The sequence below is a fragment of the Congregibacter litoralis KT71 genome (assembly GCF_000153125.2).
GTDB classification, from domain to species: domain Bacteria; phylum Pseudomonadota; class Gammaproteobacteria; order Pseudomonadales; family Halieaceae; genus Congregibacter; species Congregibacter litoralis.
Genome location: NZ_CM002299.1, coordinates 504,136 through 526,985, shown reverse-complemented (window position 1 = coordinate 526,985; position 22,850 = coordinate 504,136). Strand labels below are relative to the sequence as shown.

Genomic DNA, 22,850 nt, shown 5'->3' with positions numbered 1-22,850 from the left:
CCTAGCGCCGCGACGACACAATGGGTCGCATGAGCTGAGAGTTACCCGGCTGCATCACGGACCAGCCGGGGACGCTTTGGGGTTCTGGCAGAGGGGTAGGACGAACCGGCTTACCCGGCCGATGTGGCGGTCGCGGGCGGGGTAAGAAAGGACGTCCAGAACCAGGCCAGTAACTGTTCTGCCAACCGGTAGTCATAGAACCCGTGGCCGGCTGAGGAGCGCTGGTTTGCGCAGCTGCCTGCTGAAGCTCCCTCATCTCCGCACGGTGCTTTTCCCGCTCCCGACGATCATTCGCCATGCGATCGGTGGTGTCACGCATCGCCGCAAGGCGCTCCTCAAGCACGTCGTCCTCTGCCGCGGGCGGCACATCAATGGTCATCACTTCGGCAGGCCCGGTTTCCGGAGGGCTATCACTGAATGTCGTGACGCCATCTTCCACCGTTTTATAAACCGTCTGCGCAGAAAGCACCGGCGACAGCAAAAGGGCAAGAACTAAGATTCGCTTCATGGACTGAGTATAGGACAGCTATGATTCAATCCAAGTCACGCCTGACGGGGAGGAGCCCTGTATGGATACACCCCTGATCATCATCGTCGCCGGAGCGACCTTCGTGTTTTTTGGATTGCTTACTTATAAGGCCTGGTGGTTTATTCGTAAGGTGCAGAACGCTCCGGAGGGGACGGACCCCTCCCGGGCGCACGGCGTCGAGGAAGCGCCTTCTCCTAGAGAAGCTCAAGGAGAGCCAGAGCCAGACCCGCCACGACAATAGCCGTAACGAGGCGGCGCAGAAGCACCTCTCGATCAAAACCATGGGAACTACGCATCGCGATGACTCCCTGTTAAATGATGAATGTCACAAAAATAAAAGTAGGCCCGGAAGCCCCAGAATGTGGGGACCTTCCGGGAAGCCTTTGATTTCTTTAGCTTTAATGTACTGCACAGTGCCAAGTCTGAAGTGATTGACGATGTGTATACGACACCATCCCAATAGGGGATTACCCTCTCCTAGGCGCCCGCTCAAAGACGCTCCCAAAGGCTCCCTCTCGGAGGCTCCCACTGCGACCACCGTAAACCGTGAGTAGGAGCGTCCGACATCACCGCATGAGCGCTAACGCCGTCGTCCGCGACGCGCTCGCTCTCGCGACCCGCCCATGTTCCGCGCACGATGGGCACGATCCATTTGCTGTCGGTTAAAGCTATTGCTTGAGCTACTGCGTTGCTTTGTCATATCCCGCGTCGATGTTGCCCGCGAGCCACTGCGATCACTGCGGTTGTTCGCCGTGCTGCCGAGCTTAGTGCTCAGATCCTTGCCCGCAGTCTCGCGATTCCACTGCCCCTTGTCCCGGGACTCCCAGCCATTGTCGACGCGGCGGGCCACATTACCCTCCCGATCCGCAAAGACATTGTTCGCCCGCTGGGTCGCCGGTCGAGCCTGCTTCAGCTGATCCCGCTGGCGCTGGTTGGCCAGACGGTCTCGATTCTCCGGGCGCTGATAGAGATTATTTTTTCCGCCCCGGTCGCCCAGAGACAGATTGTTGTCGCCTATGCGGTTTTTAATCTCCGTGCGATTGCCGATATTGATGTTGTTGCCGATGTTGATATCACCGGTATTAATCACCACGGGTCGCCGATAGCCGCCACCGTACCAGCCTCCACAGCAACCCCAGGGCCGGTAAGCACCGCCGTAACCACCACCCCAGCTCATGCCGATGCTCATAAAGCCGTTGCTCCAGCTCATGCCAAAGTTCCACCCGGTCCAGGGGTTGTAGCCCACATGGAGGCCCCAGGTCGGCGGACGGGGGTAGTAGTAACGACCCCAGTACGGCGGGTAATACCAGCCGGTGCCATAGACGGGCACTCCGTAATAGGGATAGGACCACATATAGCCCGGTGTATAGCCCACATAGACTACCTCCGGCGTGGCCTCATACACGTGGACATGGGTGACGTTATAAACCGGTGAGCTGGGCGGGATCTTGGCGATCTCGCTCTCGGGCACGCTGTCTGCAACGGTCCAGGGCCCCGTGGGCGTTGCGGCGACAAACCAGACGCCGTCGTCCACCGCGTAATACTTTCCATCGATGCGTAGTACCTGCGCGCCGGTATTCACCGCGTAGGCAACGACAGTGCCTTTGATGTTTTCAAATTTGGGGTCCCCGTCGTACTCCACCGTCAGACTGGCTTCAGAGCGGACAATAGCGGCGGTTTGCGGTATCGCCGCATCCAGCATGGCCTGTTCTGCTTCGTCGGTGCCCGCCACCGAACTTCGAAGGCCACCGATATCAGAGTCCGGCGGTATCTTTGCGAAGGCGGGAGGCAGCTCCGTCGCGGGGACAAAGGTCCAGGGGCCTTCCTGAGACTTGGAGCGGAACCAGCGCCCCGACAGCAGTAGGTACATATTGTTCGTAGGAAGATCGCGGAGCCACGGCGTCTCGGTATTCTTGACGTAGAGAATCTCGCCCCCGGTCAGGGCCTGCCAGTCGGGCTTGCCATCGGTGACCACCAATTCCGTAGGCTCCGTGGCGGCAACAATCGCAGGCACGCGATCGCTCGTTGGCGCGTCATCCATAGCACCGCTCTCCGCGACGGCCTTGGCCAGATCCTTCGGCGGCGCCTCCGTCAAGTTCCAGGGCCCCAGGGGATCTTTGGCGGCGTACCAATAACTTCCGTCACTGAGATAAGCGGTTCCGGACTTATCCCGGGCGACTAAAAACGGCGTATTCAGGGCGCGCTCGTAGGGGGAGTTCTCTACGGCCTCGAAACGGGGATTTCCGTCATACATGAGGAGTACGGCGAGTTCTTCGGAGAACAAAATAACCGGGGGATCGTTCTTCAGGTCTTCGAGACTCTGCCGCTCGATATCCGCCGTCTCCAGGGAGGCCGACAGGCGCTCATAGCTCAACGTCAATCCGTGATCAGGGAAGGCTTCCTGCACAACCTGCATGAGGCGCTGCTCCCCCGCATCTTTGGAGTCAGGCCAGGTCGCCTTGGTCACCCTGATGTCCAGGATATCCACGGTGCCCGCATCCAGATCCGTCGCTATGCGCGACTCAAACCACATGGCACCGAAAATCGGCTCCTCCCGGTCTGGCAGCTCAATGGATATCGCCGTTCGCGCACTGAGCTTGTCGCCTTTAAGAGCTTCCGGTTGCGGCTGATAGATCACCAGCGTGCCTTCCGGCCCGGTAACTTCCTTGGGCCAGGAAAGCTCCTGGGCGGTCACAGCCGCCGACAAAATCATGCCTAGCAAGAAAACGAGAGGCAGCACAAGGGCCGCCAAAGAGCTTGGGTACTTTTGCATCGTCACTGCCTCTCTTGTGTTGCTTTACTCGGGCTTGGGTCGGTAGAGGGATTCCATGACCTGATCCACGGTAAAGGTACCGGGACGCTGCCGGGGCGGAAACGCCTGCAAGGATTGCACAAAGCGGGTCACCGCGATGCGTGCCATGCCGGCTGCCGGCGCCACTTTATGATCCCACCAGACGTTATAGCTGTTGGAATCCGTGTCGGCACGCTCGAAGGGGTCGCGACGCAAATGAAAGACCTTGGGAATACGCAGGGTGACGAAGGGATCCCGCCATACGTCAAAACGTTTAGCCCGCTGCTCCGCAAACACCGTTTTCCAGTCGCCGATGCGCGCGGACACGAGCACGCCGTCATCACTGAAGTAAAAGAACTCCCGGCGGGGGGTCTCCGCGACTTCTCCTGTCAGATAGGGCAGAAAATCATAGCCATCGAGGTGCACCTTGAAGTTCTTACCGGCGGCGCGATGACCTGCCTTCAGCTTATCAACCATGCCCGGCTCTCCCGCCGCGGCCATGAGGGTCGGCACCCAATCCAAATGGGACATGACCTTGTTACTGATCTGGTTGGGCGCAATTTTGCCCGGCCAGCGCACCATGGCAGGCACACGGAAGCCGCCTTCCCAATTCGTGTTCTTCTCACCGCGGTAGGGTGTGATCGCGGCGTCGGGCCATTGATTGTAGTGCGGGCCGTTGTCCGTGGAGTAAACAACAATCGTATTGTCCGCAATACCAAGCTGGTCGAGCTTCGCCAGGAGTTGCCCCACGTGGCCGTCGTGCTCAAGCATGGCATCGTTGTAAAACCCCTGCCCCGATGCGCCGAGCTGCTCATCCTTAACATGGGTGTAATAGTGCATACGCGTGGAGTTAAACCAGACAAAGAACGGCTTGCCTTCACCGTGGGCCTTGTCGATGAACTTCAGCGCTTCCCCCAGAAACTCCTCATCCACGGTCTCCATGCGCTTTTTAGTCAGTGGTCCCGAATCCACTATCTGTCCGTCCGCCGATGATCGAATCACGCCGCGAGGGCCGAGGAGCTGGTTGAACATGGGATCCTTTGGCCAATCCGGATCTTCGGGATTCTCCTCGGCATTGAGGTGATAGAGATTGCCAAAGAACTCATCAAAGCCGTGATTCGTCGGCAGAAACTCATCTTTATCACCGAGGTGGTTCTTGCCGAATTGGCCGCTGGTGTATCCCAGGGGCTTTAACAGTTCCGCCAGCGTAGGGTCTTCGGGCTGAATGCCGATATCCGAGCCCGGGATGCCGACCTTGGTGAGTCCCGTACGCACGGGATGCTGACCGGTGATAAAGGCAGAGCGCCCCGCGGTGCAGCTCTGCTCACCGTAGTAGTCCGTAAAAACCATGCCCTCGTTGGCAATACGATCGATATTCGGGGTCTGATACCCCATCTGCCCCATGCTGTACCGGCTGATGTTCCACATGCCGATGTCATCGCCCCATATCACCAGAATATTGGGGCGGTCCGCCGCGCTGACGGAACCGACAAAGCACAGGAGCACCGCGGCAAGACCCAGGGCAGACGCGGGCAGCTTCAAAAGGAAAGAACAAAATGGCATGGGAAGCTCTCTCAAGGTTTTTTATTTATGAGAGAACCTTATACCAACTTCCCTTCAGGAATCACCGTTAACTTGGTGACAATTGCTCTGATGGATTACCGCGGAATCGTCAGCGAAGGGGCCGAGCGTGGGCCGCGCCGCGGAAAATCGCATTGGCCACAATCACGTTCAGCCCCTCCTGATAGGCGCGCACCGTAGGATCCTGGGTAAAGGCAATCACCTGCCCCTTGCCCAGTTTTCGGGCCATCGCAAAAGGCTTGTAGGCCAACTGATTTTTATTGCGTTCCCAAAGATGACCGCTGGCGAGAATGTCATCGGCGTCGGCGAAGGTCACTACATTGGTCCCCTCATTCAAGCGAAGGGGCGTGTAGACATCGGATGTTCTTGCCAGCACGTGCAGCTGGGGCGCAACCCCTGCTCCCAGCCAGTGATCTCCATCCACATTGGCAAGGAGCTGGGCACCACCAATACCATCGGGCGCTGCCTCTCGGGACTCGGTAGCCGTTTCGAAGGCCTCCTTGTCCAGCGCGGTTCCGGGCACCCGGGCCTCCTCGCCATCCGGCGTTTCTTCCTCGGGAAGTAGCTCCAGGCGATATTCGCGACGACTTGCCAGCAAATCAGCCTCGGGATCTGCCAACAGGCGCGTAGCCCGCGCAAGGCTGATGAGCACACCGCCCCGTTCGACCCAATCTCGGAGATGCGCCTTGCCGCTCTCACCCAGCGCGTCGGCATATCCGTCATAGGTGTCCGGCAGCACCAGCACCTGATAGCGCGACAAATCCTCCTTACGCAGCTCTTCAAAGCGGATCGCCGTAACGGGATAACCAAACTGTCTCTCCACCACAAAACGGAAATTACCCGCGGAGTAGCTGCTGGTTGGTTCGTCCCAGGCAAGAGCAATGCGCGGCGCATTCATGCGAACGACTTTACGACTGCCAAAGCTGGGACCTTCCGTGACCCAACTGTCGTTTACAGCGACAACGCGGGCCCGGGTAGCCTTCACGTAATCGACCAGATGCTCGTGAAGGTTCTCGGAGTTGTCGGCCACATCGATGATGAGGGTGCCGCCGGGATAGGTCTCACCGCCATGCACAAAAGGCTTATCACTGCTCTTAACGGCCAGCCCATCGCGCAGGGCATGGCTCAGGAGCTGGATCGCGCTGCGCTCGCCCCAGGGCACCAGATAGGACACGCTAGCCTTGGCGGGCAAATCCGGCGTAGGCACTGCGCCGGGGGCAATCATGTCCACCGTGGCCGCCACGCGCTCCTTGCAGCTTACGGACTCTATATTCAAAAGCAGCGGCAATGACCAGGCCGTGATGTCATACATCTCGTCGGGGAGGTTTTTTGCGTTGAGACGTTCCTGCTCGACAACAAACTGTGGGTCCATGGGTGTTTCTCTATCCATGAGCGTGCGCAGAAAACGCTTTGCCGGTTGATCGAGATTGATCACCAGGGAGTTGGCGTCAAAGTCGGCGCCACAGGCTTTAAAACTCTCGGAGGCCCGCCCCACCTCGACCCCCTGGGACGCCAGCAGCGCACCCAGACGGTCTACGGCATTCTGATCATTCTGCGCCGGCACCACATAGGCCTGCACCTCGCCCCTGGAGCCTTCACTCACCGCCGTGCGTTGGTAGTTGTAAAAGTCCCGCAGGAGCTTTTCCCGATTGCTGGCGACGGTTTCCAGGGTTCCCAGGGAGGTCAAAAAGTGATTTCTCACCGTATCCGCGTAGGGCAGTTCGACCCCGTCGTACTGGCGCACGATAAGGCCCCGAGCAGACGCCTGCTCATAGGTCATGGCGACGCTGCCGAAGTAGGCCGGCCAGCTCGCGCCATAACCGGGATAAAAAGCGTCGTAGACCTCACGGGTAAAGTAATCCAGACCGAATTCATCAAACCATTTGGCGTTGGTGCGGCCAAAAAGCTCGAGACTCGCGCGCTGATCGGCGGCGAGATGGGGGTTGTACGGTACGGCCTCCGGCGCAAAGTAGTAGGTGGAATCCGACCCCATCTCGTGCAGATCCACGAAAGCCACGGGCAGCCACTCAAACACCGCATCGGCATGGCCCCGGGTTTCCGGCTGACTGCGGATAAACCAGTCACGATTCAAATCAAAGAGATAGTGGTTTGTCCGCCCGCTGGGCCAGGGTTCATTGTGCTCCGCCGAAATGCGATCACTGCTGGGCTCGAGCCCCAGGGCACTCTCAAAGCGGTGAATAAAGCGATCCCGACCATCGGGATTCTGCATGGGATTGAGGATGACCGTGGTGCTGTTCAAAATCTCCGGGACCCGGGGATCCTCCCGGGATGCAAGCAGATGATAAGCCGTCATCATGGCGGCATCCGTAGAGGAAATTTCGTTGCCATGTACGCCATAGGCCAGCCATGCGGGGGGCGCCAGCTCGCTGATAAGACGCTCTGCCTCGGTCGACGATGTGCCTCGAGGATCTCGCAGGGCATGCATGCCCTCACGCGTGGCGTCCGCGGCAGCGATGTTGTCCGGTGAAGAAATCACGACGTAAAAAAGTTCACGACCTTCCCAGCTGCGTCCGTAGTCGATAATGCGCACGCGCTTCGGGGCCGCCATGGCCAGGGCATCAAAGTACCGTCGCACATCATGGGACCAGGTGATGCGCTCACCGGTGCTGTAGCCCAGCACACCCTCTATGGTGGGGATCGCAGGATCATAGTCATCGGCGGGCCAGTTCGTATCAGCAAGACCTGCCCGTGCAAAAACGAGGCTGAAGATCAGGAGCGCTGCGCGGACCGCACCACGCTTGGATACCGCAAAAAACATTGCAGAGGTCATGAGGGGTTTTCCTAGATGGGTATAAGGCCTATGTTGGCGATGTATATTTCTTCGCACAAGACCCCCAACAGGATTCTCCTATGCAAAAACCCATCACGGCACCTCGGACTCATTTCATGCCTGGCATTCTTTATGCCCTCTGCGCCTTATGCGTCCTCAGTGCATTGTTTGCCTTTCCCGCCCTGGGAGACACCCCGGCAGAGGACAGCCCCCGGCACGCCATCAACAGCCTCCTGGATGACTTCCATCAGGCCGCTGCTGATGCCGACGAGGATCGTTATCTGGGCCATTTCAGCGCCGACGGCGTATTTATGGGCACGGACGACTGGGAACGCTGGCCCCTGCCCGCGTTTCGCGACTACGTTAAAGAGCGTTTCTCGGGAGGCACGGGCTGGAGCTATGTGTCCGAGGAGCGCCACATTACTCTCGGGCCGGCGGGCGCCAGTGCCTGGTTTGATGAGATTATGGTCTCCGAGCGCTGGGGACGGTTCCGTGGCACGGGTGTGCTGGTCAGGGAAGATGAGGCGTGGAAGCTTGCTCACTACTCGTTGACGGCCCTGGTGCCCAACGAACGCTTTGCTGACGTTGCCGACGTAGCAACCGAGGGTTTCAGGGCTCGAGCAGCCGAGTCAGACCAAAAAAATGATGATGAGGGATAAACCGCATGGCAGAGGCGCAACTGAGCGAAGGGCACACGGTCAGCTACTCGCAAACCACTATCACGGAGCTGATGATTCCCGCCTACGCCAACTTCGGCGGCAAGATACACGGCGGCACCCTCCTCTCGCTCATGGATAAGGTGGCCTACGTCTGCGCGAGCAAACACGCCGGCAACTACTGCGTCACCGTGTCCGTGGACAACGTGCACTTTCTCGCACCGGCCGAAGTGGGAGACCTGGTATCGCTTATCGCCTCGGTGAACTATGTGGGCTCAAGTTCCATTGTCGTGGGTATCAAGGTGATTGCCGAGAACGTGCAGACAGCGACGGTGGTGCATACCAATACCTCCTATTTCACCATGGTGGCCAAAGGCCAGGGCGGCGAAAAAGCCGTCGTACCGCCGCTCATACTGGAGAGCGTTGAAGATATTCGCCGTTTCGCGAGCGCCCTGCGACGACGACGCCTGCGCAGTTACATGACGGAGCGCATGGTGGAATACAAAAAAGATTTTGTGGTGGACGATGAGACTCGCGCGTTTCTTGCCAACGAGCGCTGCATCATCCGCCTCGCGAGCTAAACCATGGAGCTGCAGGAATCTCAGGTTTTTTGCCCTTACTGTGGGGAGCCCCTCACCATCCTCCTGGATAGTGAGGACAGCGACGCGGAATACATCGAGGATTGTCAGGTGTGCTGCCAACCCATGGTGGTTACCCTGATGAGTGAAAGCGACGGCAGTCTCAGCGCCAGCGTGCGCCGCGAGGACGAATGAAAAAACCCAGCGTGATCATCGTGGGGGGCGGTTTCGCCGGGCTTGCCTGTGCCAGGGAGCTGCCATCGAAGGATTTTGCGGTCACGCTGATTGATCGAAAAAGCAGCTTTGAGTTTCTTCCCAATATTCACGAGCTTGTCTCTGGCGTAAAAAAACCCAAGCAGGTGCAGCTTCCCTTTCGAAGCAATCTCCGGGCCGCCGGGCATCGCTTCGTGCAGGGGGATGTCGTGGCGATCGATCCCGATGCGCGGCGCGTAACCCTGGAGGCGCAAAAACACTATGAGGCCGACTATCTGGTGATCGCCCTCGGGAGCAAGGATGCTGACTACGGTGTTTCCGGTGTCAGTCAGCATAGCTACGGCTTTAAATCCGTGGCCCAGTGCCAGGCAATTCACAAGCGCCTGAACGCTTTAAGCAGGAGCGGGGGCAAGGTCGTCATTATCGGCGGTGGCCTGGAGGGCATTGAGGCCCTCGGCGAAATGCTCCGCCGTTATCGGGACACACCCCTGAAACTCACCCTGGTGGAAGCCCGGGATCAGCTGTTGCCGGGCGGCCCACAGGCCGTCGGTGAGCTTATCGCGAGACACTGTGAGGATTGGGAAGTGGAGTGTGTTATGGCGGACCCCGTGGAGCGCATCACGGCGAAAACCGTCCTCCTGTCCAGCGGCCGCAGACTGCGCTCGGACCTCACCATTTGGACCGGCGGTCCGGCGCCACCACCGCTGCTCGCGTCCTCCGGTCTGGCTGATGCAGAGTGCTGGGCACCGGTGGATGCCTTTCTCAGTCATCCTGGCTATCGCAATGTCTACGTCGCCGGTGATGCTGCAGAGCCGGAAAACCCCATCAGCAAGCAGGCCTACCACGCGCTGGATATGGGCCGGCTCATTGGGGAAAACATCCAGAGACAGACTAAAAGAAAGCGACTGCGCCGCTACAAGCCCTCGCCAAAACCGACCCTGTTGGCCTTTGGCGACATCGACAGCGTCCTCATCAGCGACAAGCTCACGCTGGCGGGACCGCCCCTGGGAGCGGCAAAAGAGCTGGTCTTTGCCACCGTCATCGCGGATCTGGATATGCGCCCGGGCAAGGTCAGGCTGAATGCCGTCGTCAGGCGGGGAAAGCAGGCGACGGAGCAGTTACTATGGCCCACGCTCAGCAACTGGCGAGCCCTCAAGAAGCAGACACAGGTGCGTAAACTGTCATGAAACGGGTCATTTTTGACACAGATATCGGCATCGACGATGCCATGGCGTTGCTGTTCTTACACTACGCACCCGGTGTTCGCATCGAAGCTATCACTACGGTCTCCGGGAACGCCAGCATCGCCAATGTAACGCGTAACGCCTGCCACGTTCGGGAGCGCTTTGGCATCGATGCCCGCATCTTTCGTGGCGCTTCGGGCCCCCTGGGCCCTGCCCTTGGCCAGGGCTATCCGGACTTTGTTCACGGCAAGAATGGCCTGGGCGATATCCAGTTCCCCGACCCCCGGCAGGACGCGGAGCTGCAATCCGCGGCCGAGGCTATCGTCGAACTGGCGGAGGCCTATCCCGGTGAGATCACCGTGGTGGCCGTGGGGCGTCTCAGCAATCTGGCCAAAGCCCTGGACCTCTGTCCGCGACTGCCCGAGCTGTTAAAGGAAGTCGTCGTTATGGGTGGGGTATTTATGCGCCGGGGACATCAGGGCAATGTTTCCCCCGTCGCCGAGGCGAACATGGCGGGAGATCCCACGGCAGCAGACCGGGTGCTGGGCAGCGGGCTGGCCGTCACCATTATAGGCCTTGATGTCACAGAGGAAACGATCATGGACGAGGCGTTCATCGACAGCCTCCGCGCGCAGGCGGGCGAAGCGGGAAGCTTTATTTACGACATTACGCGCTTCTATTTTGATTTTTACGAGAGCATCAACAGTGAGCGGAGCTGCCCGATTCATGATTCCAGCGCCGTTGCCTACCTTCTGGCGCCGGAGCATTACCATGTGGAGACAGGACCTACCCGGGTGGTTTGTGATGGCGTTGCCATGGGCCAAACCATTCTTGGACTGCACCCGGAGCGCTACGCCAGTGACGCCTGGCTGGAGCGCCCCGACTGTCGCATCTGCACCACGGTAGATGCAGCAGCTGTGAAAAAGCTCTATCTCGACACACTGGCCCTAGCGGGCCAGGAGATCTAATCGCTCGCGGAGATAGCTCCCCGCCGTGTGTTGCGGAGACAGCTGGATATCCAGGTCCGGCGCCAAAAAATAGGGCATGGAAATCCGCGAGAGGTTACTGTCCGCATCCGGTGGATTAATTACCCTGTGGGAGGTCGAGGGTAGCTGCCGCCGGGACGCTTCCTGGAGCATATCGCCGGAGTTAACGATGATGTCCCCCGGTATCCCGGGAACATCGGTCCACTGCCCGTCCCGACCCAGCACCTGAAGACCCGGCTCCGAGGAAACCGGCAGCAAGGTAATCAGGTTGATGTCTTCGTGAGCAGCGGCCCTCACAGCCCCCGGGGGCTCATCACCGGTGAGGGGAGGATAGTGAAGAATGCGCAGCAGGCTATCCGCCGGCGACAGGCTCTCGGCCAGTTGCCCGCGCAGGCCCGGGCCCAGGGCACTGCCCATGTGAATATCCAGCCAACCCAGAAGCAGCCTACCCAACACCTGGACTTCCCCCAGGTGCGCCTCGGCATCATCCGCAAGGGCCGCGGGCAGAATGGTGTCAGGCACAATGTGAAAAAACTCTTTGAGATCTTTGCGATCGTGGCCCACAGCGGTTTCTGACACGTCCGGAGGAATATAGCCGCTGGTGTTTCCCGAAGGGGTCTCCTCCGCCAGGTACTCCCACTTCTCCTCACCGTAAAAGAAGTCCCGCCAGTCGTCTGCCATTTTCAGCATGCGCCGGGCGTCCAGAGGAGGGTTTCGCAAGACCGCAAAGCCGGTGCGCCGGAGCGTCTCCACAAACGCCATTTCGGCCTCGGCGCTGAACATATCGACCACTGCGACGGTCATGACCCAAAGTTCCTCAAGCTAAAACTCCTCCACCCTAAATCGTTTAATCAAGCCACGGTTGCAGGAGCTCTTTCTGCACCGCGCTGCATGATCCACCAGGCGCCAAACACCAGCGCTGCCAGCACAAGATAGCAAAGGGAACCAAACTGAAGAACTACCCGGGCATCGGCCGCGGTCGCAATGAGGCTGGTGACTGTGGGACTTATGGCCGTACCCGATGTGGCACCGAAGAGCAGGGTAGCCACCAGGCGTGGGCTGGGGTTGGGAACCGCCAGGGTCGCAAAGGAAATCACAATCTTCAGGAGCCCCAGGTTGGCAATACCCCAGAGCAGGGACAGCCACGGCAGCAGACTCAGGGATTCACTTAGCCACAGGGGCAGGGATCCCAAAAAAGCGCCGCTCACGCAGAGCAATACCAGGCGGCGGGCTCCGATGCGCAGCACCCACCAGGCCACGAACAGCTGCGCGATGAGCATCCCCGTCCAGAACCGCGCCACCACCGCGCCCGCCTCGTCCCGCGGGGCATTTAATGACGCCTCAAGATAGGTGGGCAGCCACCATAAAAGAGAGTATTGCCCCAGAGTGTAAAGAAACAGGGCGCACACGCAGAGCCAGACGGGCAGTGGCCACGCGCCTTTCTCGCTTCGCTGCAGCTGCGGGTCACCGGTAGCGGGAAACCGCGCCGTGGCCACCAATAGCACCACAGCAGCCGCCACCGCGGCGACGGCCAGATAGGGAGCTGACCAGTGAAAGTCCGCTGCTACGAGAGACACAGCCAGCGTTGAAACAACGATACCCGCCACGCTGAAAGAACCATCGGTAATCACCAACATCGATGCGCGATGATCCTCGGCATAGAGCTGGGTAATGGTGCTCGCTGCCGCGGCAAGGCCAATACCACAGGCGGTCCCCACCACGCCCAGGGAAAGACGGAGGGCAAGGAGAGAGTCATTCAAACGCAGGGTGAGGAGCGCTATCACGACCGCGAGATATACCAACAGGATCCAGATGCGCAGGGTCAGCACATCAAACACCAGCAGCGCCAGGGCAGACCCGAGGAGTATGCCCAGGGTGAGCCAACTGAAGATCGGTGCCACCGCCGCCACGGGCTCGCCGAGATAGTCGGCCAGGGGTGGCAGCACAATGCCAATGGGCGCCAGCATCCCGGACATCACAAAATAGGCTAAGAAACAGGCCAAGGTCACGCGGACCGTATTACTTGAGTTATCCAAGAAGCTTGACGCCTGTGCGGTACAAAGAAGAAGCTGGGGAGCTTAGCAGTGCAAGCTTGTCCCGGGCCAGTGAATCCCCACGACCGCCGGCGACTCCTTTCGTAACAATTCCAAAGGACCTAACACGATGAAAACTGTTGTCATCACCGGCGTATCCACAGGCATCGGCTACGCGGCCGCAAAGATCATGATCGCCCGGGGCTTCCGGGTCTTTGGATCCCTGCGCAACGAGGCGGATGCCCAGCGGGTGCAGAGCGAGCTGGGAGAGCATTTTTCACCGCTGATCTTCGATGTGGACGATGCCCAGAAAATCGCCGAGGCCGCCGACTGCGTTCGCGAAGCCCTGAAAGGCGAGACCCTTGCGGGGCTGGTGAACAACGCCGGTATCGCCGTGTCGGGACCGCTTCTGGAAGTCCGAGAAGAAGATTATCGCAAGCAGCTGGAGGTCAATCTTGTGGGGCCGTTCCTGGTCACTCAGGCCTTTGCGCCCCTTTTGGGCGTCGATGCTGAACTCCGGGGCGAACCCGGACGCATCGTGAATATCAGCTCCGTATCCGGGATCCGCGGCATGCCGTTTCTGGGACCCTACTCGGCTTCCAAATTCGGTCTGGAGGGATACTCCGAGTCTCTGCGCAGGGAGCTTATGCTCTTTGGTATCGATGTCATTGTTATCGGACCGGGGCCCGTGAAAACCGCGATCTGGGATAAAGCCGAGGAGGTGGATATGGAGCAATACGGCGCCTCTCCCTACCTGCCCATGCTTCAGCGCTTCCAAAAGGTGTTTATCAGCCAGGGCCGCGACGGTTATCCGGCGGAACTACTGGGGGAGATGATCTGCACGGCACTCACCATCGCAAAGCCCAAGGTTCGCTATGCAGCGGTGAAGGGAACACTGATGGAGAAACTACTGATGCGGGTAGCCTCGGCGAGAACCCTCGATAAGGCCATCGCCAAGATGCTGGGACTCAGAAAACCGGCCTGAAACGGGGGGAGCACTGCTCCCCCGTCGTGGCATCGATCCCTTTGATCACTTCGATCAGGCTCACTCCATCGCCGCCTTGTACAGAGAGGCTTTGGGCGCCGCAAATACGCGACGAACCATAGGCTCGAAAAACTCCAGGGAGTAAGTCTCAGCCTTCGGATCAAAGGCCGGAGCGTCGTACTTCTCGATAAACTCCTTGGTGTAATCGTAATAGGGGTGGGACTCGAACTGCTTGTGCTGATCCCGGTCCAGACCGATATGGTGGAAAAAGTAGTAGCCCTGGAAAATCGCGTGATGCTTGACCATCCAGTAGTTTTTCTCGCTTACGAAAGGCTCCAGATAAGTCGCCGCGATGTCGGCGTGATTGTAGGGACCCAGAGTGTCGCCGATGTCGTGGAGCAGCGCGCAGACCACGTACTCTTCGTCCTTACCATCCTTGTGCGCCAGGGTTGCCGTCTGGAGGCAGTGCGTCAGGCGATCTACCGGGAACCCACCGCAGTCGCCGTCCAGAACGCGAAGGTGCTCCAGCATGCGATCGGGCAACTGTGCCGCGGCCACCTTGAACTCCTTCATGATTGCCTGCCAGTCTTCTGCAGTGCCATCTTTCATATGATGAAACGTGGCGCGTTCGGGTAATGCCGTATTCATAGAATCTCCTTATTAGAAACCGCCCTGTATCAGGGAGCGTAGATGCACACACTGATCGCCACACTGAAAAGTAACGAAGGTCCGCGACAAACCGTCGAGACCTCTGTCGAGCGCGTCAATCGACCACTCCATTATAGTGCAAGCAAGGAAAAAGGCCTGAGCCCTGCGCTTGCGTTAGACTAACGCCCCTTTAGGGGGAGACACTGTCATGAATGAGACTGTTCCGGGGCCACCGGCCAGCAAATCTCTCATCGGTATTGCCATCGCTGTCGCTATTGCCGCCGGCATGGCCCTTGCCGGTAGCTACCAGGGGCAGGCACTCCACGGGTTTCCGGTTTTTGCACTGATCGCGGCCCTGGCCTTTGTGATCCAGTGGCTGGTCTTCATCCCCGCGTATCTCAGCCAGTCCGAACGCTACTACGACTTCACGGGATCCGTAACCTATGTCACGGTCGTCGCCTGTGCCGTCACCGTCAATAACGACCCACGATCCCTGCTCCTGGCGGCCCTCGTGGCAATCTGGGCCCTGCGCCTTGGCAGTTTTTTGTTCCTGCGGATACGTGACGCCGGCTCGGACCGGCGTTTTGACAGAATCAAACCGTTCTTCTTCCGCTTTATGATGACCTGGACGCTCCAGGGCTTATGGGTGCTGATGACCGCGGCCGCAGCCCTCGCCGCCATGACCTCCGGCAGCACGCCCGAACTCGGCGCCCCGGGGGTTATAGGGCTGGGATTGTGGCTTGCGGGTTTCGCTATCGAGGTGGTTGCTGACAAGCAGAAACGCGATTTTCGGCGCGACCCGGCAAACAGTGAGCGGTTTATTCAGCACGGACTCTGGGCCTGGTCGCGACACCCCAACTACTTTGGTGAGATTTTACTGTGGTGCGGTATTGCGATTATTGCGGCGCCCGCCCTGCAGGGCTGGCAGTACGCAACGCTCATATCCCCCGTGTTTGTTTATCTGCTGCTTACGAGAGTCAGCGGCATCCCCATGCTGGACGCTCACGCCCTCAAGAAGTGGGGCCATGAGGAGGCCTATCAGGCCTACAGGAAAGCGACGCCACCCCTGTTTCCGAAGCCACCTAAGGCATCTGCCTAGTTCGCCATGAAGGGGTTCCTGAAGGTACTGGCGTCTGTTCCCTTGCCCGTGGCCTACGCACTGGCGGGCCTGCTGTATGTGATGCTCTACCATGTGATTCGCTACCGGCGGAGCACCGTGGACGACAATCTCCGCTGGGCCTTTCCCGACAAAAGCAATGAGGAGCGAAAGACCATCGCCCGGAAATCCTACCGGCATCTGTGTCACCTCTTTGTGGAGATACTGCTCTCATCGCGCATGGCCCAGGAAGCCATGTCCGAGCGCTTCCACTTTACGAATCTGGAACTTCTCGCCGAGGCTACGGAGAACTTTGAAAAACAGGCCATGGTGCTGCTCATCCACCAGGGCAACTGGGAGTGGATGCTCCACGCTGCCATGGACCAGATGAACACCTCCGTCGATCCCGTCTACAAGCCGCTCCACAGCCTTTTTTGGGATCAGTTCATGCTCGATGCGCGTTCCCGTTTTGGTGCAAACCCCATGGCGATTGATCGCGTGGGTCGCGAAGTGATCCGGGGCCGCAAACGCAAACGCCTCATCGTTATGCTTGCCGACCAGGCGGGACCCAGGGCATCAGGATACTGGCGCAGCTTTCTGAATCGTCCTGCCAGTTTTTACCGTGGCGCTGACAAGTTGGCGCAAACCCTGAATATCCCCGTCATGTTTGCCAAGTGCCGCTGCGTTGCGAAGGGACGTTATGAAGTGGAGTTTCAGGAGATCAGCGCGCCACCCCATGACGCGAACCCCGAAGTGATACTGGAGCGATATGTTCTTGCCGCCGAGGCAGCGATTGCAGAACAACCGGAGACCTATCTCTGGACCAACAGACGCTGGAAGAAGACACCGCCGGCGTCTTTTATCGACAAACAGGCACTGACGCCGGTCGCCGCTGAACCCGACGCCCAGAACAAGGAGCTATCTCCATGAATGCAAAACCCCTGCAGCTGGGTGCGGTCCTCTACCCCGGCTTTGAAATGCTGGATTACTTCGGGCCCCTGGAGCTGTTTTCCGTGCTGGGTTCTTCCTTGATCACCATACACACCGTCGCCGAAAATACCGGCGCCGTGGCGGCTGCCATCGGCTCCGAGGGCGCCGTCGGCCCCAAGGTGGTTGCCGACTACAGCTTTGCGGATGCTCCCGCTTTTGACGTGCTCCTGATCCCCGGGGGGAGCGGTACGCTTACGGAGCTGGAGAATCCCGCCATGTTGGAGTTCCTTCGCCTCCAGTCAGAAAGAGCCCAATGGGTCAGCTCAGTGTGTACCGGTTCTGCCCTCCTCGCAAAAGCGGGCCTCCTCGATGGCCATCGTGCAACATCCAACAAACAGGTGTTTGCCATTGCCAGCATGCAGTCAGACAAGGTGGACTGGGTAGAAGCCGCGCGATGGGTGGAAGATGGCAAATTCTTTACCTCATCGGGGGTATCCGCGGGGATGGATATGAGCCTCGCAATTATTCAGAAGCTCTTCGGTGAAGAGGCGGCAGAAACCGCAGCCAGCTATACGGAATACACCTGGCACCGCGATGCAGACCATGACCCTTTTGCCAATGAGCTGAACGTCATGGCCAAACAGCTGGGGATCATTTAGGCCCGATGCCTAGAGGCCGCGGAACCCCGTGCGCATACGGAGTTTAAAGGCCAGCATGGAGTCCTTGCCGCTGACCTTGATACGCGGCAGTTCCATGGCCTGGGCGCTGATATCCTCGGGAATCCCTTCCTCGGTCGTCACCGCGGTGGAGAAACCTGCTGCCCTTGCCGCGGCCACATCCTCAGCGCCGTATATACCGAAGGGATAGGCAAAGCTGTCCACGGGCACCGCAAAACGCCGGGCCAGGGATTCCCGGGCAGCTCCAATTTCCGTTTTCCGCTGGTCCGCATCGAGGGTCGAGAGGTTGGCGTGGGTGCGGGTATGCCCGCCCAGCTCCCAGCGACCACTGGCAATCATCTGCTCCAGCTGCTCATCGCTTAACTTGGCCTCGCGCATCAGCTCACCACTGTCGTGGTGGGCCTTTTTGCTCGTGGACCAGTCGCGATCAAAACGATCCTCCACCACATAGAGCGTTGCCCGGGCGTCATGACGCTCGAGCACCGGCGCCGCGTTGAGCAGGTTGTCTTCGTAACCGTCGTCGAAGGTAAGAATCACGGTCTTCGCGGGGAGGCTGGCGGGAGGCTGTAAATCGCTCATGAAGGCAAAATGCCATCCCTCTTTCCTGAGCCAGCACAGCTGCCTCTCAAAATTTGCCGGTGTCACCCGGAGCTTGTTGAATTTGGCGCCCGGACGCGGCTCACTCACCATGTGATACATGAGAATCCTGGGGCGCCGGTAATCCACGCTGGAGCGCCACCACGCGTAGCGATGGCTGAACACCAGAGCCAGGACAATGAGCACGGCCATGAGCACCGTCATAGCCAGCCCCGGTCAAGAATGCGCTTTGCCATGCGGTCTGCTTCGGCAAAGGGGGTGTTCGGCGGCGTCGGCACGGTGCCCGATGCAAATGCCTCAAACGCCGTGAGTTTCTCCTGAGCGAGCAAGCCATCGATGGCCTTCACCACCCGACTATTCTTCGAGGGAGAAAGCTTGAAAACTCCCACGGCGCAACCGGCAGTGAGGGCCTCATAGACCATGGACGCACTATCGGGGCTCACCCAGCATTCTGCCGCCCGGGGAAGATTCTCGGCAAGCCACCCGGGGGGAAGGGCACTGGCCTCATGCACGGTCAGTCCCGGTCGCGTCAGGTCACGGAGAGCGTTCATCAGGGATTCCGGTGTGCGGCGAGACCCGCTCAGCTGCCAGGAGCGGCGGCCATCGCACAGGGCCGTCACCTGATCCACGATGGTACGGTCATCCCAGTGAAAATGCGGCGAGGGCCCGCCAACAAGGATGAGCCCTTCTTCAGATCGAATGTTTGCCGGCTGCATGCGGTTCAGGGGGCCTTCGCTGATCCAACAGCGGGGTGTTTCCACACCGCCATCGTGGCGGGGCTCTATGCGCAAATCAAAGAAGGCTCCGGGAAGACTGGGTCGCATCAGCACGATGACAGGGCAGGCGTGGGCACGGCGTAAAGCCAGGAGGCTGAGATGCGTTGCATGTCCCGCGGCGATAAGCAATCCCAGGGCCTGCGCTGGTTTTCCCGGCGCGATGAACTCGGCAACGGCCTGCCCCGGAGACATGGCGGCAATTTCCTGCACCGCCAGGCCGGGGCAGAGACGCTGCAAGGCATCTGCCAGACCGAGGCTCTGATTGAGATGCCCCGGTTTGCCATCACTCACGATGCCAATGGCTGACTGACTGCCTGCACTCTCTCGTGCGCTCTCTCGTGCGCTCTCTCGCGTATCCACCTACTGATCACTTCAACAATGAAGAACTGAGAGTATAGTAATGCGGTGCAAAGCCAAGGTGTATCGGCAATGGCAGATACCATCGACAAGCAAAGCAGTGGATTGCAAGGCAGCGATATCCGGGACCTTCAGGATCGCGTCGCCGACCGCAACGCGACCGCACACATCGTACCCGTGCTGGCCGGCGGCGGGGCTCGCTTGCCCGCGCACATCGGTATCCTGACGGCTCTTGAAGAACTGAAGATTGATTTCAGGCAGATGGTCGGGGTATCCGGCGGGAGCATCGTCGCCGCCCTGTTTGCCGGTGGTTATGACCTCGCTGACATCCGACAGATTTCCGATGACACGGACTTCTCCCAGTTTTTGGGGCAAAACTTCATTTCGCTCCTGAGAACCGGCGGTCTTTCCAGCGGAGATCGCTTCGAACGCTGGATGGATGAAAAGATGCAGGGGCGACGATTCTGTGACCTGGCTATGGACCTCAGCGTAGTAGCTACGGACGTGCGTTCAGGCAAGGCCGTGATCTTCAACAGAGACCTCAGCCCTGAGATGCGGATTTCCGAGGCCGTGCGCTACTCCATGTCAGTCCCACTGCTCTTCAGCTTCAAAACCCTGGGGGAGCAGGTGATGGCAGACGGGAGTATTCTCGCCGAAGAGGCGCTGCGCAGAGACTGGTCCGGGGCGGGAACACCGGTCGTTGTTTTTAAGCTCCGGGGTTCCGGCGGCCTTAACCTCAAAGACCGCAAGCCTGTCATTCCCCTCAGTAACTACCTGGCGATGCTCATCCACACCTTTATGACCACCCTGTCTCACGAGTACATCAACGAGGCGTTCTGGCTGTCGACCATTGTTGTGGAGACCGGCGACGTTTCGCCGGTCGCGTTTACCTTGGGGCCGGAGCTCAAAGCGGAACTGTTTGAAGCGGGCTACCGAAGCACTCTTGATTTCCTGCCGCCCAAACTCGCGCAAGGCGGCCTCAATATCCCTAAACCGTCAACGCAGGTTTAGCCAAACAGGGACTTAGCAGCGCCCAGGAGTCCACCGGCACCGCCGGCCATATCGAGAAGGCTCCCGCCACTGCTGGACTTATCCATCATCTGGGGTAATACATCCGCCAAACCGCTGGTGGCCGTCTCTGCGTCGGTGCCCAGCCTGTCTGCAAACTCCGCGAGCTTGTCACTGCCAAAAATCGACGAGAGACTCTCCGCCGAGATCGGTGAATTTTCACCATCACCCAACCAGGAGCCGACGATCGCGCCGAGATCGCCGCTACTTGCCATCTTGCTGGCAATGCCTGCAAAGTCGATCTGCCCTTCCGCATTCGACAGCAAACCGCTGAGCGCCGAACCCACGGCACTGGGATCCAGGTCAATACCTAACTTCTCGGACAGCATTGACGCGCCCAATTCCATAATATCCATAGCTATTCTCCAGCTGTTATCGTTGGTCTAAAGAAGCAAAAGTATAGCTCGCGATTACGAGTTGCGCGCGCGAAAATTCAGGCATCGACCGCGGCCTGAACACCATCGCGTCAGTAACGCCGATAACGCCAAAAACTCTAACAATATCAACAACAATTACCTTAACAACAACCCGAATCCGAGGTACCACGCATGAACACCCCAAAGCTGACGATCAGCAGCCTGCTGGCTTTTTCTCTCCTGCTTACCGGCTGTGGCAAAGAAAAAGGTGGAACGGATGTCGCGGTTACCGTCAACGATGGCGAAAATCCCTACGCCGTACCCTTCAGCTCGCCGGATTATCTGAAAGCCCATGCCCGCTATCTTGAGGAAGAGCTCTTTCAGATTGGCGACACACCGGTCTGGGACTACAACACCCCCAACCGAGGCTTTGGAAACGTCATCATGATCGAGGGGGACGACGGTCTCATCATTATCGATACCACGACAGCGACGGCCCACGCCGCCGTCGCCGAACGCGCCTTCCGCGACATCTCTGACAAACCGGTGAAGGCTGTGATCTATACCCATCATCACGCGGACCACATCAGTGGCGCTGGCGCATTTATCGACAGGAAAGATGCCGAGTCTGGTGCCGTGCAGGTCATCGCCTCCGAGAACTTTCTCCGGGAGCTTGAGGACGAGAACCAGGTAACGGCGCCGATTATGGGCGTCCGTGCCCTGTATATGTATGGTCAGCTCCTCGATCCCGTTACCGATGGTCGGGATTACCATATCTCCTGCTGCGGCTACACGCTCGGCAGCGAGCTCGCCTCCTACGTACCGCCGAATCACTTTATCCGCGGAAGCCAGGAGCTCACCATCGCGGGTATCCGCATGGAACTCTTTCAGACCGGTGGCGAGTCCGCCAGCCATCTGGCGGTGTGGCTCCCGGACTATCGGGTGATGCTCTCGGGCGATGAAATTCAGGGGCCGAATTACCCCAACCTCCACTCCCTTCGGGGAACCAAACCCCGGGACGCCATGAAATGGATTAGCGCCATTGATCGTATGCGGGCCTATGACGCCCAATATCTGGTACCCAGCCACGGTCAGCCCGTGGAGGGACGGGACGACATTCAGGATGTGCTGACAATTTATCGGGACGCCATCCAGTACACCCATGATCAGTCCCTGCGCCTGATCAACAAAGGCTATACGCCCGACGATCTGGCCAACGCCATTGCGCTACCGCCGTCCATGGATCGCGACCCCTGGACCCGGGAAATGTACGGCACGGTGAAACACAATGTCCGGGAGTTCTACGTGGCGTACATCAGTTGGTGGAATGGTGATCCCGCCGAGCTCGACCCCCTTCCCCGCCTGGAAAAAGCCCGGCGGCTGGTGGAACTCATGGGCGGCCGGGATCGCGTACTGGCTGAGGCCGAGAAGGCTTTTGAGGCAGAAGACGATCAGTGGGCCGCGGAGCTCACGGCCTATCTTGTGCGTATGGACCGCGAAGACATGCAGGCCCGTTATCTCAAAGCCGCTGCTCTGCGACGCGTTGGCTTCAACACCGCCAACACCAACTGGCGGGGATTTTATCTCACCGCAGCGAGGGAGCTTGAAGGCTCTGTAGTACCCCGGGAGGTACTTATCGGCCTGCAGAAAAAACGTTTCAATCCGTCACAGCTGAACACCGCGCAGCTTCTGAGCCTCCTGCGCTTTCGTGTTGATGCCGAAGCTGCCGAGGGTAAAACCGTCAGTGTTGCCTACGAGCTGACGGACACCAACGAGGTCTACACGCTGCAGCTGCGCAACAGCATCCTCGACATTCAACCAGTGCTGGCCGCCGACGCCGACGTCACCCTGCGACTGGATCGGGCACTCCTTGATCAACTGTTCATCGGCGACATCAGCTATGCCGACGCGATCAGCAATGATCTCCTGGCTGTGGAGGGTTCAAAGCTGAAATTACGCAGCTTTGGCCAGGCCTTTGATCGGGATCCGGGACACCCCTATCTGAGCCTCCGCTAGGG

At 59.1% G+C, this 22,850-nt stretch carries 21 protein-coding genes; 11 read left to right on the top strand and 10 right to left on the bottom strand.

Translation table 11 applies throughout. From position 1 onward, the window contains the following. Window position 1 precedes the first annotated feature (1 nt). The 4 genes from KT71_RS02470 to KT71_RS02455 form a co-directional block, all read right to left on the bottom strand. Window positions 2–508 (bottom strand): DUF4124 domain-containing protein, encoded by a 507-nt coding sequence (locus KT71_RS02470; RefSeq protein WP_008293068.1) that lies wholly within the window; start codon window positions 506–508, stop codon window positions 2–4. Between the two features lie 601 nt (window positions 509–1,109). Further along, entirely contained in the window at window positions 1,110–3,302 is a 2,193-nt protein-coding gene (locus KT71_RS02465) for a hypothetical protein (protein WP_023659841.1), read from the bottom strand. A 24-nt stretch (window positions 3,303–3,326) separates the two neighbouring features. Next, on the bottom strand, window positions 3,327–4,883 hold the full coding sequence (locus KT71_RS02460) for an arylsulfatase (protein WP_023659840.1): 1,557 nt from the start codon (window positions 4,881–4,883) through the stop codon (window positions 3,327–3,329). Window positions 4,884–4,992: 109 nt separating this feature from the next. Beyond that, window positions 4,993–7,692: a M14 family zinc carboxypeptidase gene (locus KT71_RS02455; protein ID WP_023659839.1), complete on the bottom strand. Its 2,700-nt coding sequence runs from the start codon at window positions 7,690–7,692 to the stop codon at window positions 4,993–4,995. Window positions 7,693–7,808: 116 nt separating this feature from the next. Here KT71_RS02455 and KT71_RS02450 point away from each other — a divergent pair, with 116 nt between their 5' ends. The 5 genes from KT71_RS02450 to KT71_RS02430 are packed head-to-tail and all read left to right on the top strand — an operon-like array spanning window position 7,809 to window position 11,291. After that, a complete protein-coding gene (locus KT71_RS02450) occupies window positions 7,809–8,351 on the top strand; it encodes a nuclear transport factor 2 family protein (protein ID WP_202962381.1) in 543 nt (180 codons plus the stop codon). Window positions 8,352–8,356: 5 nt separating this feature from the next. Then, window positions 8,357–8,929, top strand: coding sequence for an acyl-CoA thioesterase (locus KT71_RS02445; RefSeq protein WP_008293075.1), 573 nt, complete (start codon window positions 8,357–8,359; stop codon window positions 8,927–8,929). A gap of 3 nt (window positions 8,930–8,932) precedes the next feature. After that, window positions 8,933–9,121 carry a CPXCG motif-containing cysteine-rich protein gene (locus KT71_RS02440; RefSeq protein ID WP_008293076.1) on the top strand — a complete coding sequence of 63 codons (189 nt, stop codon included), beginning with the start codon at window positions 8,933–8,935 and terminating at the stop codon, window positions 9,119–9,121. Continuing rightward, window positions 9,118–10,326 (top strand): NAD(P)/FAD-dependent oxidoreductase, encoded by a 1,209-nt coding sequence (locus KT71_RS02435; RefSeq protein ID WP_008293077.1) that lies wholly within the window; start codon window positions 9,118–9,120, stop codon window positions 10,324–10,326. The genes KT71_RS02440 and KT71_RS02435 overlap by 4 nt, the downstream gene beginning before the upstream one ends. Beyond that, window positions 10,323–11,291, top strand: a complete 969-nt coding sequence (locus KT71_RS02430; protein ID WP_008293078.1) for a nucleoside hydrolase — start codon at window positions 10,323–10,325, stop codon at window positions 11,289–11,291. Before KT71_RS02435 ends, KT71_RS02430 begins: the two co-directional genes overlap by 4 nt. On the opposite strand, the gene KT71_RS02425 is transcribed toward KT71_RS02430, so the two are convergent. Both KT71_RS02425 and tsgA read right to left on the bottom strand, forming a co-directional pair. Further along, entirely contained in the window at window positions 11,271–12,113 is an 843-nt protein-coding gene (locus tag KT71_RS02425; RefSeq protein WP_008293079.1) for a 2OG-Fe(II) oxygenase family protein, read from the bottom strand. The genes KT71_RS02430 and KT71_RS02425 overlap by 21 nt on opposite strands. A 47-nt stretch (window positions 12,114–12,160) precedes the next feature. After that, complete coding sequence (gene tsgA, locus KT71_RS02420; protein ID WP_023659838.1) at window positions 12,161–13,345, bottom strand: MFS transporter TsgA; 1,185 nt, start codon at window positions 13,343–13,345, stop codon at window positions 12,161–12,163. A gap of 127 nt (window positions 13,346–13,472) precedes the next feature. Here tsgA and KT71_RS02415 point away from each other — a divergent pair, with 127 nt between their 5' ends. Beyond that, the gene (locus KT71_RS02415) at window positions 13,473–14,327 is read left to right on the top strand and encodes an SDR family oxidoreductase (protein WP_008293081.1); all 855 of its coding nucleotides are present in this window, start codon (window positions 13,473–13,475) and stop codon (window positions 14,325–14,327) included. Window positions 14,328–14,387: 60 nt separating this feature from the next. On the opposite strand, the gene KT71_RS02410 is transcribed toward KT71_RS02415, so the two are convergent. After that, the gene (locus KT71_RS02410; RefSeq protein WP_008293082.1) at window positions 14,388–14,975 is read right to left on the bottom strand and encodes an HD domain-containing protein; all 588 of its coding nucleotides are present in this window, start codon (window positions 14,973–14,975) and stop codon (window positions 14,388–14,390) included. A gap of 208 nt (window positions 14,976–15,183) precedes the next feature. Between KT71_RS02410 and KT71_RS02405 the strand changes: the two genes are divergently transcribed. From KT71_RS02405 to KT71_RS02395, 3 genes are read left to right on the top strand one after another with little or no spacing between them, the layout of a single operon-like run. Continuing rightward, a complete protein-coding gene (locus KT71_RS02405) occupies window positions 15,184–16,074 on the top strand; it encodes a DUF1295 domain-containing protein (protein ID WP_008293083.1) in 891 nt (296 codons plus the stop codon). Window positions 16,075–16,080: 6 nt separating this feature from the next. Then, window positions 16,081–17,001: a lysophospholipid acyltransferase family protein gene (locus tag KT71_RS02400; protein ID WP_008293084.1), complete on the top strand. Its 921-nt coding sequence runs from the start codon at window positions 16,081–16,083 to the stop codon at window positions 16,999–17,001. Beyond that, on the top strand, window positions 16,998–17,660 hold the full coding sequence (locus KT71_RS02395) for a DJ-1/PfpI family protein (RefSeq protein ID WP_008293085.1): 663 nt from the start codon (window positions 16,998–17,000) through the stop codon (window positions 17,658–17,660). The genes KT71_RS02400 and KT71_RS02395 overlap by 4 nt, the downstream gene beginning before the upstream one ends. 9 nt (window positions 17,661–17,669) lie before the next feature. Here KT71_RS02395 and KT71_RS02390 read toward each other — a convergent pair whose 3' ends face one another. Continuing rightward, window positions 17,670–18,479 (bottom strand): polysaccharide deacetylase family protein, encoded by an 810-nt coding sequence (locus tag KT71_RS02390; RefSeq protein WP_008293086.1) that lies wholly within the window; start codon window positions 18,477–18,479, stop codon window positions 17,670–17,672. Beyond that, a complete protein-coding gene (locus tag KT71_RS02385; protein ID WP_008293087.1) occupies window positions 18,476–19,411 on the bottom strand; it encodes an ELM1/GtrOC1 family putative glycosyltransferase in 936 nt (311 codons plus the stop codon). The genes KT71_RS02390 and KT71_RS02385 overlap by 4 nt, the downstream gene beginning before the upstream one ends. Window positions 19,412–19,480: 69 nt before the next feature. Here KT71_RS02385 and KT71_RS02380 point away from each other — a divergent pair, with 69 nt between their 5' ends. Next, complete coding sequence (locus KT71_RS02380; protein WP_008293088.1) at window positions 19,481–20,419, top strand: patatin-like phospholipase family protein; 939 nt, start codon at window positions 19,481–19,483, stop codon at window positions 20,417–20,419. Here the strand turns inward: KT71_RS02380 and KT71_RS02375 are convergent. Beyond that, a complete protein-coding gene (locus KT71_RS02375) occupies window positions 20,416–20,832 on the bottom strand; it encodes a YidB family protein (protein ID WP_008293089.1) in 417 nt (138 codons plus the stop codon). The genes KT71_RS02380 and KT71_RS02375 overlap by 4 nt on opposite strands. A 192-nt stretch (window positions 20,833–21,024) precedes the next feature. On the opposite strand from KT71_RS02375, the gene KT71_RS02370 reads away from it, so the two are divergent. Beyond that, window positions 21,025–22,848, top strand: coding sequence for an alkyl sulfatase dimerization domain-containing protein (locus KT71_RS02370; protein WP_008293090.1), 1,824 nt, complete (start codon window positions 21,025–21,027; stop codon window positions 22,846–22,848). The last annotated feature ends 2 nt before the right edge of the window (window positions 22,849–22,850 follow it).